This is a genomic window from Halobacillus amylolyticus, from assembly GCF_022921115.1.
In the GTDB taxonomy this organism is placed as follows: domain Bacteria; phylum Bacillota; class Bacilli; order Bacillales; family Halobacillaceae; genus Halobacillus_A; species Halobacillus_A amylolyticus.
On record NZ_CP095075.1, the window covers coordinates 1,274,316 to 1,289,927 of the forward strand.

14 protein-coding genes are annotated in these 15,612 nt (G+C 42.2%); 6 read left to right on the forward strand and 8 right to left on the reverse strand.

The annotated features are described in order from the left end of the window. The first annotated feature begins 11 nt into the window (after nucleotides 1-11). From gerPC to MUO15_RS06730, 4 genes are read left to right on the forward strand one after another with little or no spacing between them, the layout of a single operon-like run. Nucleotides 12-545: a spore germination protein GerPC gene (gene gerPC, locus MUO15_RS06715; protein WP_245034595.1), complete on the forward strand. Its 534-nt coding sequence runs from the start codon at nucleotides 12-14 to the stop codon at nucleotides 543-545. Continuing rightward, nucleotides 542-736 carry a spore gernimation protein GerPD gene (locus MUO15_RS06720; protein ID WP_245034597.1) on the forward strand — a complete coding sequence of 65 codons (195 nt, stop codon included), beginning with the start codon at nucleotides 542-544 and terminating at the stop codon, nucleotides 734-736. Before gerPC ends, MUO15_RS06720 begins: the two co-directional genes overlap by 4 nt. Further along, nucleotides 729-1,100: a spore germination protein GerPE gene (locus tag MUO15_RS06725; RefSeq protein ID WP_245034599.1), complete on the forward strand. Its 372-nt coding sequence runs from the start codon at nucleotides 729-731 to the stop codon at nucleotides 1,098-1,100. Before MUO15_RS06720 ends, MUO15_RS06725 begins: the two co-directional genes overlap by 8 nt. Before the next feature lie 50 nt (nucleotides 1,101-1,150). Then, entirely contained in the window at nucleotides 1,151-1,369 is a 219-nt protein-coding gene (locus MUO15_RS06730; protein WP_245034600.1) for a spore germination protein, read from the forward strand. A gap of 176 nt (nucleotides 1,370-1,545) precedes the next feature. On the opposite strand, the gene MUO15_RS06735 is transcribed toward MUO15_RS06730, so the two are convergent. From MUO15_RS06735 to MUO15_RS06755, 5 genes are all read right to left on the reverse strand, one after another. Continuing rightward, entirely contained in the window at nucleotides 1,546-1,839 is a 294-nt protein-coding gene (locus tag MUO15_RS06735) for an HNH endonuclease (protein WP_245035886.1), read from the reverse strand. Further along, entirely contained in the window at nucleotides 1,817-5,536 is a 3,720-nt protein-coding gene (gene addA / locus MUO15_RS06740; RefSeq protein WP_245034602.1) for a helicase-exonuclease AddAB subunit AddA, read from the reverse strand. The genes MUO15_RS06735 and addA overlap by 23 nt, the downstream gene beginning before the upstream one ends. Further along, nucleotides 5,520-9,035: a helicase-exonuclease AddAB subunit AddB gene (gene addB / locus MUO15_RS06745; RefSeq protein ID WP_245034604.1), complete on the reverse strand. Its 3,516-nt coding sequence runs from the start codon at nucleotides 9,033-9,035 to the stop codon at nucleotides 5,520-5,522. The genes addA and addB overlap by 17 nt, the downstream gene beginning before the upstream one ends. 366 nt (nucleotides 9,036-9,401) lie before the next feature. Continuing rightward, entirely contained in the window at nucleotides 9,402-9,956 is a 555-nt protein-coding gene (lepB, locus tag MUO15_RS06750; protein ID WP_396266345.1) for a signal peptidase I, read from the reverse strand. A gap of 42 nt (nucleotides 9,957-9,998) precedes the next feature. Next, on the reverse strand, nucleotides 9,999-10,646 hold the full coding sequence (locus tag MUO15_RS06755) for a TVP38/TMEM64 family protein (protein ID WP_245034608.1): 648 nt from the start codon (nucleotides 10,644-10,646) through the stop codon (nucleotides 9,999-10,001). A 204-nt stretch (nucleotides 10,647-10,850) separates the two neighbouring features. Here MUO15_RS06755 and MUO15_RS06760 point away from each other — a divergent pair, with 204 nt between their 5' ends. Next, the gene (locus MUO15_RS06760; RefSeq protein ID WP_245034610.1) at nucleotides 10,851-11,273 is read left to right on the forward strand and encodes a YhjD family protein; all 423 of its coding nucleotides are present in this window, start codon (nucleotides 10,851-10,853) and stop codon (nucleotides 11,271-11,273) included. On the opposite strand, the gene MUO15_RS06765 is transcribed toward MUO15_RS06760, so the two are convergent. Beyond that, the gene (locus tag MUO15_RS06765) at nucleotides 11,188-11,721 is read right to left on the reverse strand and encodes a competence protein ComK (RefSeq protein ID WP_245034612.1); all 534 of its coding nucleotides are present in this window, start codon (nucleotides 11,719-11,721) and stop codon (nucleotides 11,188-11,190) included. The two genes, MUO15_RS06760 and MUO15_RS06765, sit on opposite strands and share 86 nt — an antisense overlap. Nucleotides 11,722-11,948: 227 nt before the next feature. Here MUO15_RS06765 and MUO15_RS06770 point away from each other — a divergent pair, with 227 nt between their 5' ends. Further along, nucleotides 11,949-12,413, forward strand: a complete 465-nt coding sequence (locus MUO15_RS06770) for a DUF3939 domain-containing protein (RefSeq protein WP_245034614.1) — start codon at nucleotides 11,949-11,951, stop codon at nucleotides 12,411-12,413. 467 nt (nucleotides 12,414-12,880) lie between these two features. Here the strand turns inward: MUO15_RS06770 and MUO15_RS06775 are convergent, their stop codons facing one another. Both MUO15_RS06775 and MUO15_RS06780 read right to left on the reverse strand, forming a co-directional pair. After that, a complete protein-coding gene (locus MUO15_RS06775) occupies nucleotides 12,881-14,413 on the reverse strand; it encodes a fatty acid--CoA ligase family protein (RefSeq protein WP_245034617.1) in 1,533 nt (510 codons plus the stop codon). A 144-nt stretch (nucleotides 14,414-14,557) separates the two neighbouring features. After that, nucleotides 14,558-15,559 carry a lipoate--protein ligase gene (locus MUO15_RS06780; protein WP_245034619.1) on the reverse strand — a complete coding sequence of 334 codons (1,002 nt, stop codon included), beginning with the start codon at nucleotides 15,557-15,559 and terminating at the stop codon, nucleotides 14,558-14,560. Nucleotides 15,560-15,612: the final 53 nt, after the last annotated feature.

A 15,612-nucleotide genomic window follows, 5' to 3' on the forward strand; every position in this document is an offset into this window, starting at 1 on the left:
GGTGAATGCCATTGAATAACTATCAATCATGGAATGAATGGATCAACCAAGTTATGAAACGAATACAGGACCAGCAGCAGACGATCGATCAGCTTACTCAACAAATTGAGCATTTACAATCACAAGACCACCCTAAGACTGTCATTGAAAAAATTGAATACCATTTTGATCAATTAAAAATTGAAACCCTTGAAGGAACTTTGCAAATTGGACTTACCCCAAACGGGATGGATGCAGGCAACATTGAAGATTTATATACCCCTCAACCATCTCAAGAAAAACATGACGCAGCATTAGAAGAGCTGACGAAAAACGGTGTCCCTCTTGATATTGATCATTATGCAGCAGAGTATGGCATCCCACTTTCCAATCAACATCGTCAGCAAATCATTGACGATATCAATAAACAGCTTCCTGAACGGTATGCTTTTTATAAAAAGCAACAACCCAATCTTGACTCGGCTTCCATAGTCGAGAAACTTCAACAAGAAATCCGTCGTTCTGTAGCCCAATACTTTACCCAAAGAGGGGGAGACCAGGAATGAATTACACCGTCCATAACTATGGATTAGACATAGGTAACATTGACGTGTCAAGCGTAGCGTCTTCATCTGTTTTTCTCATTGGTGATAGTGAAACAATTAGGCTTTATTCTTATTATGATACACCACCTGAATCGTTAATTATTGGTCCATTTGTCCCGATTGAACAAGAAGAGGGTTTTACTGATGAATAAGCGGACTGTAGTAACCGAATCCGTTCATGTAAACTCCTTCACCATCAGTTCAGGATTTTTGATTGGCGACTTAGAAAGATTAACCCCAACTTCAAGAGTGATTGCCATTCAAAGAGAAAACCCTGAAGTTATAGAGGAGAATGCCGATTTTAACTCCTATCCTATTTTCCAACGGGAATTACCTCCTCTGTTGCCTCCTCTATCTCTTCCATCCGTATTCCATCATCATCGTAACGAAATTTGTGTAGATTCCGTCACTTCTTTCGGAGCTTCAACAGCCTCGACGATTCAAATAGGCGGAATCAGTTATATCGATGCACACTCTCGTGTAAAACACATTCGAGTATTAAGTGACGAACAGTAGCACTGATGCATGCATACTTTGTAGGAATAGCTCGGGAAGGAGGGCTTTATATGCCAGCCATTGTAGGTCCCATTCGCATCAATAGTGTTGGTGGTGGGGTAGTAAACTTTGGAGATGCCTTTTATCTCGCCCCCAAAAGCACGAGCAAAACAAATGCTGGATCAGGAGCATTAAATACGGGTGATTTTATCTGCACCAATAATGGAATCAGCTCAACAAACCCTTTTGACCCTGATGTGAACGATCAAAATGTAACCGCGAACGCCTAAGAAAGACGCAAAAAAGTCCTGGCCGCATTAAAAAAGATTCAGGACTATTCCAGTGCCGCTGCCACCACATTGTGGGGCATAAATGGAAACAGTGCACTAGACATAAAAAGAAGGTATGGGCCAACCATACCTTCTTTTTAGTGTCACTCCCAAGATAAGATCTAACGAGGACTTGCTTATTGATTTTTTCTTCGATTGGATTTCCGAGTGGTTATTTTCTTTTCAGGATCCTGTTTCTTTACCCAACGTATATACTTTGCCATGTCAGGGTGATCGGCTAGTCTCTCCAATGTATGATAAAAGCCGGCTAGCTCTTCGTTTGTAAATAAGGCGTGAATTTGACGGTGACAGGCACTGCAAAGCATGGCTGTCGCCCCAGCCACGCCCCCATATTGCTTAGGAATTAAATGATGCTCCGTTGTCCTAACCGATGCTCTTGAACAAAGATCACACGTTTCTTCCACGTTCATCAACCTCCACAAGCAGAGATCCATTAAAGAAGTAGAGGCAGCTCCTCACAACAGGCTGCTTCCAGATTTTTTCAAGCGCTGTTTTATACAACTGAAGTTGTGTTTGATACCTTTCCTTCAGTTGCTCAGGTGCTTCTTCATGTGCCTTAGTAATGGCATCACTCTTATAATCTAGAATCAGCCAGCCCTCTTTATATGGAATCATCGCATCAATAACTCCTTGGATAAACACCTTCTCTTCCGTCGGTTCCTGCCAATCCTTATACACTTCATGAGCTGGCAGCGTCATACTGAAGGGAACTTCCCGCTCCACATATTTGGCCTCTTGAGCCAGCTTGCCGATCGGTGTTTGAAAGAAGTTGGCAATGGCCTCAGCATCGATGACATCGGCTTCCTCTCTCCTCAGTAACTCTCTCATAACAAGTTGCTCGACAAATTCGATAACATCTTCAACTGTATGATCTTTTTGTAACGGAATATGCTGCATGACCGTATGCATGGCACTCCCCTTCTCCCCTGCTGTTAAACTTTGGTCTTCTTGCATAAACCGCGGTCTTTTTACAATAGGGGAGCGATGAGGGGTGAGAAGCTGGTCACTTGAATACTCATCCTTGATTTCACGCTGCCGTTTAATCTCCGTCACAGACTGTTTAGCTCTGGACGTGGCGGCCTTCTTGTGCGGGTATTGATAATTCAATCTTGCTGTGATGAACTCATGATCTGTTTCTGTTGGTACAGGGGTCCAGTCTGATATGTGCTCATACACTTGTTCATCCCGCTGCTTCTCAAGCTCACTGAGCTCAGCATAATCCTTTTTATGCTTAAGCATCACTTGCCATTGGGAGGCATCCTTTTCAATCGCTTCCGCCGTTTTAACCATCATATGTTCTGCTCTCAGTGATTCGGTATCTTGATGGCGGATCAATGCAGCCCCTACCCAGTCAAGGTAGGACTTTGCATCAAGGCGGTCATGCGGAGGCAATACCCAATCTTTTCTTTCAATAAAGGTCTCCCACTTTTGCTGTTTTTTCTCAAAAGAGGCCACGTTTCCAATCATGAGCAGTTTTTCCTTCGCCCTTGTTAACGCTACATATAACACCCGCATTTCCTCAGCTAATAGTTCCCTGAGCTTAATCCGCTTCAAGGCATGGTAGGCGAGCGTTGGATACATCAGACGCTTTTCTGGATTAATATAACGTGACCCAAAACCATAGTCTTTGTGAAGTAAATAACGATTATTTAAATCCATCATATTGAATTGCTTATCCATTGCTCCTAAGATAACAACAGGGAATTCAAGGCCCTTACTTTTGTGAATCGTCATGATCCTGACAACATCCTCTTGCTCACCAAGAGCCCGAGCAGCCCCAAGATCATCTCCTCGCTCTTCCATCCTTTCAATGAACCGCAAGAAGCGGAATAGTCCACGGAATGAGGTAGATTCATACGATTTTGCCCGGTCATACAATGCTCGGAGGTTGGCCTGGCGCTGTCTTCCGCCTGGCATCCCGCCTACGAAATCATAGTAGCCGGTCTCACGGAAGATCTCCCAAATTAAATCAGCTAACGCGCCTTGACGGGCACGCTCTCTAAAACTGCCCAACTGCTGTAAAAAATGCTGTACTTTCCGACGGGTCTCCGGCTGATCATGATAGGCACGGATTGATTCATAGTAGCTTACCTTTTGGTTTTCCAGGCGAAGCTGCATTAATTCATCCTCATCGAGTCCAACAATAGGTGATTTAAGCACAGAAGCCAGCGGAATATCCTGCATCGGATTATCGATCACCTTTAACAGGTTGAGCATGACTTTTACTTCAATGGCTTCAAAATACCCCGTTGATAGTTCGGCATACACAGGGATCCCCTGCTTCTTCAGTTCATCAACGATCGTAGGAGCCCACGTCATGGACCTCATCAAAATAACGATATCTCGATATTGCACAGGCCGCTTCATACTGGTGGTTTTATCCACAACCATCAGCGGAGTCTCTTTCCCATGTCCAAGCCATTTTCGAATATTTTCGCCGTAAGCTCTCGCCTCAATTTGAGCTTTTTCCAGATCTTCATAGCCTTCTTCGTTCTCAGCATCTTCGTCTTTCGTTTCACGGTCGATAATTAACAGTTCGGCCTTGGCATCATCACTCGTCCATTCATCATAAATCGTATTACTATAAATAAGTTCTGCTTCTGGCTCATACTCCATTTCACCAACGTCTTCATCTAATAATTGCCGGAAGATATAGTTCGTTGCATCAAGCACCTGCTTCCGGCTTCTGAAGTTACGGGCAAGATCAATTCGCTCGCCCGCGTCAGGACTCTCGCCGTAGCTTTTATATTTTGTTAAAAATAGTGAAGGTTCGGCGTGTCTAAATCGATAAATGCTTTGCTTCACATCACCAACCATGAATAATTGACCAGCATTCTGACCATCTGTTAACAGACGAAGCAATGTTTCTTGAACAAGGTTGGTATCCTGGTATTCGTCAATTAACACCTCGGTAAACTGATCATGAAAGCTTCTTGCTACAGAAGAAGGCACAGGGTTTTCTTTTGTGGACGACTCATCTAACAAAATTTGCAAACAGTAATGCTCTAGATCTGAGAAATCTACCAGCGCTTTTTCTTTTTTCAAGAGGCGGTAGCGTTCGTGAAAATCTTTAATGACGACAGCTAGCTGTTCCATGACGGGATGCAGCTCATGCATGTCTTTCAAGTAGCTGTCGAGCGTACGCTGGAACCACTCGTCCTTCATATCATTCCAGCGTTTCTTATACCCGCTTCTGATGTCTTTAGCCCGTTCTTTCTTCGCTTCATCACATTCCATCTTCTTGCGAGAGAGTGTGGCAAACTTGCTTGTACTGATATAGTTTTGCAGTTCATTCCAAGAAACAGCATGAGCTCCTTTGGCCTGTTGAATCATTTCAAGATCCTGGACGGCGGTTTCTCCGTAGCTTGACGGTCCATCAGGTTCGCGAGTGAGTTCGAGCATTTGATAAGCCTCCGCCTCAATCGCGTGGAGCTGGCTCGTCACATCCCTCTTTAAATGTGACAACCAAACCAACTCATCCTCGTTCTCGACCTGATCCACCTTATACATGTCGACCATCTCATCAAGCCATTGCTCAGGCCACGGATTTTGCATCGCAAATGTGTATAAATTGAGTACTAGTTTTTCAACATCTACATCACTGCGGTCACTTGAGAAGCGATCAACAACATCAAAAAAACGCTCGCGTTCTTCTCCCTCTTTGCCATACCAATCTTCAAATAAATCCTCGAGCACCTCCTGCCTGATTAAATCTGCTTCAATATCATCGGCAATCCGAAAGCCAGGATCGAGATCAAGCAAATAGGCATTCCTTCTTACAACTTCCATACAAAAGGAGTGTAATGTTGAGATGGAAGCATTTTGCACCAGGGAAAGCTGCTTTTTCAAATGTTGTGAGCCTGGATTCTCTTCAAGTGCCTGACTTAATGCCTGGCCGACACGGTTCCTCATTTCCTGTGCAGCGGCATTGGTAAATGTAACAACGAGCAGAGAATCAATGTTCACAGGGGACGTTTTGTGGAGCAGCTTCTGAATAATCCTCTCCACTAAGACGGCTGTCTTTCCCGATCCTGCGGCAGCTGCTACGAGGACATTGGTTCCTTCTGTATAGATCGCACGTTCTTGTTCTTTAGTCCAGCTTACCAAATCGATTCTCCTCTCCCATCGCAATTTGTTGAATCACTTCTTCTTCCTTCCATTCCTTAAGCTTACGGTATTCGTTATCCTCAAGGGATGGATCGAATTGACATACGGAGCGGAATGGACAATAATCACAAGCCCTATGCTGACCTTTTTGATAAGGGTTGAGGTCAACCTCTCCCTCTGTCACCCGTTGGCCCGCTTCTGTCATCACCTGGCGGATATAACTTCTTAGGTCGTTAAACTTATCAGCTTCCACCGTTTTTGAACCTTTATAAAAGCCGCCGTTTGCTTTAAGCCCGGCCGGAATAATTTGGCTTCTGCCTTTTTCAAGACCCGTGTCCATCATCTGGACAAGCTGCTCATTCTCAAGCAAAAGACCCTTCATTTTAAATTTCTTAAGGATCTCTTCTTCTATTTGATCATCTGCAAGCATTTGCTTTCCGGACACCATCGGATTGTGGACATGGAAATACAGCACTCCCGCCGGTATTGCCGGCGCCCCCAGCCAATGCTCAGCGTTTGTTAGAACAACGTCCAAATAGGCGAGCATTTGTAAAGCAAGGCCATAATATACGTCAGTCAAGTCCAGCCCTTTTTCACTAGATTTATAGTCAATGATTCGCAAGTAGAGTTCTTGTTCACTTAAAGCACGATCGACCCTGTCAATGCGTCCTCTTAACATCAGTTCATGTCCGTTCGGAAGCGCAAGCGATAAAGGCGGCAGCTTTGCATCCGGACCCGTGCCAAATCCAAGTTCGAGACCAACTGGCGAGAACCGACTCTTCCGGGCTTGCTCACTTAACATAAAGGCCGCACGCGCTACAACTCCCTCAAGCTTGTGCTTAATGTAGTGATGGCGGTTTGAACTGTGTAGGATTTGGTTTTGCAAAATAGGTGCAAGCTTGGTGATCACTCTTTCGGCATAATGAGTCGTTTCACTTTTACCCAGCTCGGCAAAATCCCGGCCTTCCTGCTGTACCCATTCTGTGATTTGTTTTAATGCCTCATGGAAAAGCTGCCCGATATCTGGTGCATCAAGCTTGTATGTTTTACGTTCCTGCAAATTCAAGCTATGTTGTGAAAAGTATTGGTAGGAACAGCGATGATAGGTTTCAAGCCGTGACACACTTGTCTTAAGCGGGCCGTCAAACATACGTTTTTTTGTATCTTGGGCAAAATTGACGGGCTGATTTTTATAAAACAAACTGTGTAAAATTCGATTAGTCAATCCATTATTTTCCTCATCTTCCATATACCAATTGAGCACATTCCACCAAACAGGCTGAATCGGATATCCTCGTAAATAACGTGAAAGCTGTGAGGTTAAAGCCGATCTCGTTTTGACAGGGGTGGTGATAAACCGTGTCGCATCCTCAATATCATCAGGATCCTGGAGAAGGAAATGGCCTTGCACAGATGGAAATAATTCGTCGACCCGCTGGATAATTTGTGAGGGAACTTTCGATTTACCCTCCTCATTACTTAATGGGTAACTGATCCATACTTGATCCGACGCCATTGTCAACGCTAAATACATGTAGAAACGATCATCAAGCAGCTGTCGATTGGTACCATCAGCTAGCTTGAGTCCACTCTCGGCAAGAAGGGAACGCTCTCGTTCGGACATCATGCCATCCCCTGTTGGTTTCAGCGGCCATACACCGTCTGTCACACCTAATAAAAAAGAAGCTTTGATGCCAGTGATACGGGAACGGTCAACATTGCCTACGATTACATGATCCATACTTGGGGGGACGTGTGCGAAGGTAAGTGACTCTAGTCCGCTTTCTAACGTGCTTCTAAAGACTTGCAGTGAAATCCCTTCATCTCCAGCCATCTCAACCATTTCGTCTAACAGTTGAAGCACTGCATCCCATACTTGCTCTTGCTCGCGCGCATGCTCTATTTCTCCTTTTGCATCGTAATAATCACGCCATGTTTCCAATTGGCTGGGGATGTTCATTGAGTCCAACCAAATGTAGACAGCTCGGGCTCTTTCCTCAATCGTGTCTGCCTCTCGAATGGATCGGTCAAAAGGTTCAAGGACACGCGCCACCTGCTCACGATAAGCATTGATGCGCTCTTGCTTTTGTTTTTCATCATCCGTTTGTGAAGCCTGGTCAAATCCTCTAAACCGTTGGTACACCCATTGGTCTTTACTAAACCAGCGTTCACGCCGTCGTATCCCATACTCAAGCACATAGTTCTCAAGCTCATCAATCGCATCTGCTGTTAAAGGATGCTTGGAATCCTTTACTGGAATAAGTCCAGTTTTAAGTAAGCGGAACACAGCATCGTAACGAAAGTTTCCCTCTACAACATCTAGTCCAGAGCGAACTAACTCCACCACTGGATGGTTCAACATCGTCCTTTTTTCATCGATAAAAACTGGGATTCCATAGTCTTCAAACAACGTTTCAATTAAACTATGATAGACCGCAGGTTCGCGCATGAGTACAGCCATATCCTTGTAGCGATAGCCATCTTCCCTAATCAGGCGCAAAATTTCTTGGGCAACACCTTCAACCTCTGCCCGTGGATGTGCAGCTTCGGCAATCCGGATGGGGGCTTCCCCTTCATACACGGGAGCGGGGCGCTCATCAAAATATCGTTCAAGATGCAGCAAAGCAGGACGTCCCTGCAAACGTCCCTGCTTATGATCAAGCTCGACAACACACTCTACTTCTACCCCTGCTTGTTCAGCCAGCTGCTTTAATGTAAAGTATGTTTCTTGCGTTTCATGAAACAAATCTAATTCTTCGTTTCCATCGTGTTCAGGTGTTTCCATCGTCAACGTAACAAATACACGATTTGCCTTTTTAAGCAATGCTTCAATAACCGTATATTCTTGTGGTGTAAAACTATGGAACCCATCTAAATAGACATCCGCCCCTTCAAGAAACCGGGCTTCGGGAATTTTATCAGCAAGAAGCTGAAGCTGATCCTCGCTATCTATATACTGTTCCCTCAAAGCTTCCGTGAGATGTTCAAAAATGTACGATAAATCATCAAGCTTCTCCCGCAACCCCTCTTCATGACTTGTTTTATGTACAACCTGATCCATCGCACTCATCTGCATTTGCAACGTTTCCGGCGAGATTTTATAGCGTTTAAATTCCGTGATCATTCCTTCAAGCTGCTCAATAAACCCTTGTTTTTCAACAGCTTTTTGAAAAACTCTCCAGTCTGACTTCCGCTCTTCAACAATCTTCCGGAGCATCATTTGCACACCTGTTGAGCTGATAAACTTCTTCGTCCCGCCTCCAGTCTCCTGAAACACACGCCAGGCCAGACGGGAAAAACTGAATACTTGAGCTCTAATTGACCCTTCAAGCCCATCCCTTTTCAGCAAGGCATATTCCTGCTGAAAGGTCATTTGGTCTGGAACAATGTACATGATGGACCGACCCTTAGGATCCTCTTTTAGCTTTGCTTCAATTTCATCTAGCACTCGCACTCCTTTGCCAGTCCCGGAACGTCCAAGCAAAAACTGTATCGCCATTTGATGTAGCCCCTTTTCGGTTATTTTCCTCTTCTTCTAGTATCCTTTATTTTAGGGGATATGGTCAATCATTGCAGTTTTTTCGACAAGGAAATAATCGGCTTCTATACAATCATTTGGAGTTCAACACCCCATTCATCGAAATTTTTATTGTTCCCTAACGTTTAATGATTGTTCCCTAACTGACTGGATTGTTCCTTAGCTCAAAAGATTGTTCCCTAACATTGCTGGATTGTTCCCTAACGCTGTTATGATCACCAGATGTGATCATAATCGGGAAAACTCTGGACCCATGTCGCAACAATAAGAAAGATGACAACTTTTCACCACTCAAAAAGCCGTCCACTTACGGACGGCTTTGTAAAACTATTTAAATTGTAAATCAACTTGTGAAACTGGCCAGTAACGCACATCAACTTTACCCACAATACTTTCAACGGGAACAAATCCAAAGTAACGACTATCCAAGCTGTCCCTGCGATTATCCCCCATTACAAACAGATGCCCCTCTGGAACCACGCTTTGATCTGTTACCCCTTCTAGGGTGAAGTCCCTTGTAAATAACCTTCCATCATCTGGTCGTAATTCCTCTAAATAAGGCTCCGGAACACGCCTTCCATTTACATATAATACATCATTCTCAAAGGCTATATGATCTCCTTCTATACCAATTACACGTTTAACGTAATCTTCTTTTTCATTGGCATGAAAGACAATAACGTCTCCGCGGTTTACACCTTGCCAATCATAGACTACCTTATTAACCATTAATAGATTCCCATCATAAAGTGTAGGCTCCATAGATTCACCATCTACAACATAACTCGCAAATAAATACGATCTTAATACCAACGCCAACAACAACGCAAGCAGCACAGCACGGATGATACTGCGGTATTTTTTCATTACTCTATCCTCCAGCACATGTTCTTTTCCTACTATTTTACCCTTTAGAACATGGTTTTAACCGCTGCGATGAGAACGTTTTTCCGTTTTTTGCTGTAGTCTTTTTTCAATAAATTTTCCGAGAATCCAGAATAACAGGATACAAACACCGACGACGATTGTCTTTACCGGATTTTGCGCAAACGAGGCTATGCTGCTTCCAACATAGGAAACTGTGAAAATCATAACCGATTTCCCTAAAAATACAGCTAAAATAAATTGCTGGCGACTTATCGTGGATAGTCCAGCAACAACATTAATTACCGATGATGGGGAGAAAGGAAAGCACATTAATAGAAACAGAGGACCAAATCCATGGTCCTCAAACCACAACATAACTCGTTTCACTTGTTTATTACGCCTAATCACATTAAAAAATCGCTTCTGACCCAAACGGCGCACAAGCATAAACACAAGAACCGAACCAAACGATGTTCCAATCCACGAGTATAAAAACCCTTGAAACAGACCATAGACAACTGAGTTCGCCAGCACAAAACCTACCAGCGGCAGAATTGGTAAAAATGCCTCCAGCATAGGTAGCAGGATACCGGGCAACGGACCAAGACTCTCAAATTGCTGTAATTGGTTAATGATATAATCAAATAATCGATCATTTTCAGCTAAGTTTTTTATTTTCTCTACCGTGATATTTAACAAATACATGACGGTACTCCTTATCGCTATCAAAACAGCGGATGCTTTTCTTCTATTTTAATGGATACATGAGCTCCTGCCTACCAAAAGGTAAGGTTATCCATAGTTTCTCCTTCATTCCCAAGTTTAACCTTTGAAAAATATTCTTGCATACTTTTTCAAAAACCATGATATACTAAAGGGAACAAACGTTCTTATATGGAGGGGAGCATCATGCGTTACTTAAAACAAAAAGAACTGGATATTGCTTCACGCTATTTATTTTTAACGATGGCCATTGCCGTCATTCGTCAGGATCGTAAACATTTTGAACAGGGACTGTTTAAAATTAAGGAGCCTTATATGGAACTGCTTAGTAAAATGGAGCTTGAAGCTAGAGAAGAAAGAAAGAAGCTGAGAACTCAAATGAACCATCGAAAACTGCAAGTCGTCGAATCAGGACGTAATGATTCATTTACTTCTTTTTTATTCTTAGCACATGGCTATGAAGAAAAACGTAATTACTTTAATCCAGCTATTAGAAAAAAGGTGGAAAACATTCTATTTGAGCTTATCCAAAATTCTCAGCAATCCTCTCAGCCTGAGAAGCAAGAGACTGTGGCGTTGGGAAATTGCTTAAGCGGTCCTCAAGAGTGAATCGAAATTGTGCAGTCCGCTGGATTTGGTTAGCAATCATCCCCTCAGAAACAGGAACATTAACGGAAACGCCGTTGACGAAGTGAATGGTCGTGGTATGATCCATCGCTGGGTCATAATTCCGAATGTACTTATGTGCAATCCAAGAGCACTCTTTTCGTTTCGGGGAGATTATTGGGAAGAAATACATGCCCATCTTCTGGGAAATCACAATAGGAGGCTTATGGGTAAATCCTGCTACTTGTTTTGTACCTGCCATACGACCTTCCAGACTGCTGGCAAAATAACGACAGGACTGGTCAATGATATGACCTGGATAGAAAGGTAAATCAAACCGTCCCCCACTTTCAATAACTTCTGTAATAACCTGCCCATGCTCATCATATTTAGCAATCAGAGCCATAGTCTGGGGGTTCACCTCATATTCTCTTGTTTGAACATAATCCATTTTCTCTACTCCCTTTCTGGTTTTAATGCGACTTTTCCATCACATAAATGGAAGTAATAACTTCCTCTCCTTAAATCTACCAGAAAACGATCAAAAAGTCTAAAATTATTTAAAAATTAACAATTTTATTTTACCCTCGCTCAATCACTATCACAATGCGAGTAGAAAACCTTTAAAAGGGGTACTTTTATTATGTGAGATTAAATTTTTCAAAGGGGGACGAACAAATGTGGAAACGAAAGCAAAAGAAAGATCAGTCCAATAAAGACGATACTCCCAAAGTGAAAGACTTATCATTGGGTGAAGTCCGTAAGGCGGTCCATATGTATGCAGATCATAAACCAAGTGAAATCCCGTTAAGTGTATTAATTAAGAGTGATCTAACATTAGATTATCAACTGCTGTCCCCTTATCTGGATGGAATCCCTAAAAAACGTTATTACATGTCACGTGAAACCTATGAATTATTCACCGAAGAAAATCAACAGTTAGCCCGCGACTTAGATAGAGTTCAACAAGCAGTAGATCAATATATGCAACTAACACAAGAACCTCCAATCATTGAAGGAGATCCTTATAAAAAAGTAAGCTATTTTATGCTTGAAGGTTTGGGATTACTGTCAGATCGTCCAGAAAGAGACTTTTATTTAACGAATGAAGAATTTATGATTACGTACAAAAAGCCTAGTTAGGCTAAGAAAATCGCAGAAGGATGTTTAGCATAATGAAGCAGCACAGCGGGGTGACCTTTTCGAACCAAAGGCAATTGATTAGTCTTTCCTATCTGAGCAGCTTTCGCTAGTCAAAAAAAGAACAAAAAAATGCCAATGCTCCAAGGTTTGGGCATTGGCCAATTGAGACGACTGGTTAACTTTTGAGTGAGGGAATTAATTGTATGAAAAAACTATATCAATTATAGCTCCTTCATAGTGTACACTCATCAGTAAGTTCATTACTGATCCAATTATGACTAAGAGCCATAAATGTTGTGTAATAAATAAGCGCGATCGCTTATCTAATTTTTATTGTAATATATCTTTTTCTTCTCTTCACCGAAAAAGTTTTGCGGAAGACCGCAAGCCATTGCGTTATTACTAGATAATGACATGCTAACCTCTTTCGGTGGAGCACGATATTACAATTTTAAATCTTTTTCCATTCATGACTGTGTAAGCTTTTCACGCAAGTTTTTCCTTAGAATCTTCCCTGTAGTGTTCTTCGGTAATTCCTCCATAAAGTGAATTCTTGCCGGCTGCTTATATTTTGCTAAATATTCTTTGCAATATTCTTTTAATATTGATTCGTTCAGAGATGGATTGTTTGATACAACAAAGCTAATGACAGATTCTCCAGAATTTGGGTCTGGAGTACCGACCACTGCTACCTCAGAAATATCCGGGTGATTATAGAGCACCTCTTCTACTTCTCTCGGGTAAACATTGTAACCGCCAACGATGATCATATCCTTTTTACGATCGACAATATAAAAATAGCCTTCGTCATCTACACGAGCCATATCGCCTGTGTAAAGCCAGCCCTCACGGAGCGTTACAGCAGTTTCCTCAGGCAGCTTATAGTATCCCTTCATTACATTTGGCCCGCGAACAATTAACTCGCCTACCTCCCCAGGTGGCAGTTCCTCGCCAAGCTCGTCTACTACTTTATTTTCTACATTAACGATGTTTGTTCCAATTGACCCGGGCTTACGTGGACGATCAAGTGGATTAAATGCTGTAACAGGAGACGCTTCTGATAAGCCATATCCTTCAGAAACTCGTACATTAAACTGCTCCTCAAATTTGTTCAGCAAGGCAACTGGCATGGAGGCTCCTCCCGAAACACAAATCCGTATATTTTTAAACGTATCTGTCTGATTGGCACCTGTTTGAACTAAATAGTTGTACATTGTGGGCACACCAGCAAACACAGTTGCCTTCTGACTGCTTGCCAGCTCGAATATTTCCTGTGGTGAGAACTTCGGTGCAACGAGCACTGTTCCCCCGTTCATCAATGGAGCATTGAGGGCAACCGTTAAACAAAACACGTGAAACATAGGGAGTGTGGCAATGACGCGGTCTTCACGAGTATACTGCAGATAATCAGCTACATCTTTAGCATTGGAATAAAGGTTCTTATGAGTAAGCATGGCCCCTTTCGGTTTTCCGGTAGTACCTGAAGTGTACAAAATAACAGCCACATCTTCTTCTTTTAATTCAGGCTTTTGAAAAGTTATTTCACCCTCATTAATTGTATTTGTAAACGATTTCATTTTATCAGATAATAAAGACTCTCCAATTCCCATCTCCGTTTCAGCTACAAAATAATGAGAGATCGTTAGTTCTTCGTCCGTTTTCTCAAATTTTTCCATCAGCACATCCATCGTCATAACAGCTTTCACGTCACCATTTTTTAAAATATACTTCATTTCTTCAGCCGTATAAGTAGGGTTAATCGGAATTACTGTAGCCCCCACCCTCAAGGCTCCATACAGACCGATCATAAACGACGGACTATTTCCACTGACAAGGGCTATATGGTCTCCTTCACCATAACCAAGTTTCTCTAAACTTGAAGCAAATTTAGTAACAGATCCATCAAACTCCTGATAGCTTACCCCTTCTCCATGAAATATGTAAGCCTCCTTAGATGGATTCTCTGAAGCTGCGGCAGACAGTTGATCACTTAAATTCATTTGCTGCTCCCCTTTGTTATGAATGACTATTCATTCATTTTATTTTTTGAAAATATTCAACTTTATTATAAAATACAGAAAATTAATAAGCAAATCTTTCATAATAAAATGACCGACGTCAAATGACGCCGGTCCCATTTTCCATTAATACACCATGTCCAGAAAATCGTCTTTTGTAATTTTGCCTAAGTAATGAGAAATGTCCACATCTGATAAAGCACCTGAAATCGCTTGGCGTTCATACTTAATATCAATCAACTTATTTTCAATGTCGGCAATATCTCCTATTCCGAAGAAATCCCCGTAAACTTTGGCATTACGAATATATCCTTTTGCAACATCTAAACGAATATCATAGCTGCCTGCTCCTTCGATCCGTTTCGTATGCTGGATATTAAACTTAGGTGATTTTCCGTAGTTCCAATTCCAATTATTGTAGCGCTCATCAGCAATCTTATGAATTTCTTCCCAGTCTTTTTCGGTTAATTGATAGTAGGGCGCCTCTTTTTCGTCCTCAACATTAAATATATACCGAATGATAAGGTTTTTGAATTCTTTTATCGTAATCGGTTCTTCAAGGAATTCAGAAATATTGGCTACGCGGCTTCGGATCGACTTGATCCCTTTTGACTTAATCTTTTCAGTTTTAACGTTGAGGGCCGAAACGACGTTCTCGATCTCAGAATCTAACATTAACGTACCATGACTAAACATACGGCCTTTCGTTGTAAACTGCGCATTACCTGATATTTTCCTACCGTTCACCACGATATCATTACGACCGGACAGTTCCGCTGCCACTCCTAACTTGTTCAAAGCCTCTGTTACCGGCTCTGTGAATTTGGCAAAGTCGTGGAAACTATCTCCGTCATCCTTAGTTATAAAACTAAAACTCAAGTTGCCAAGATCGTGGTAGACTGCTCCGCCTCCAGATAAACGGCGAACGACATGAATTCCATTCTCTTCTACATAATTCGTATTAATTTCTTCCACTGTATTTTGGTTTTTTCCGATGATAATAGAAGGCTTGTTAACATAAAAAAGTAGATACGTCTCATTAATATCTAAATTTTTCAGAGCGTATTCCTCTACCGCTAAATTAATGTGGGGATCATTACTTTCCACATCATGATTGATTACTAGCATACAATCATCCTTTCCAACTTTTTACCCAATGCCTATTGTACGCAATTCGACAC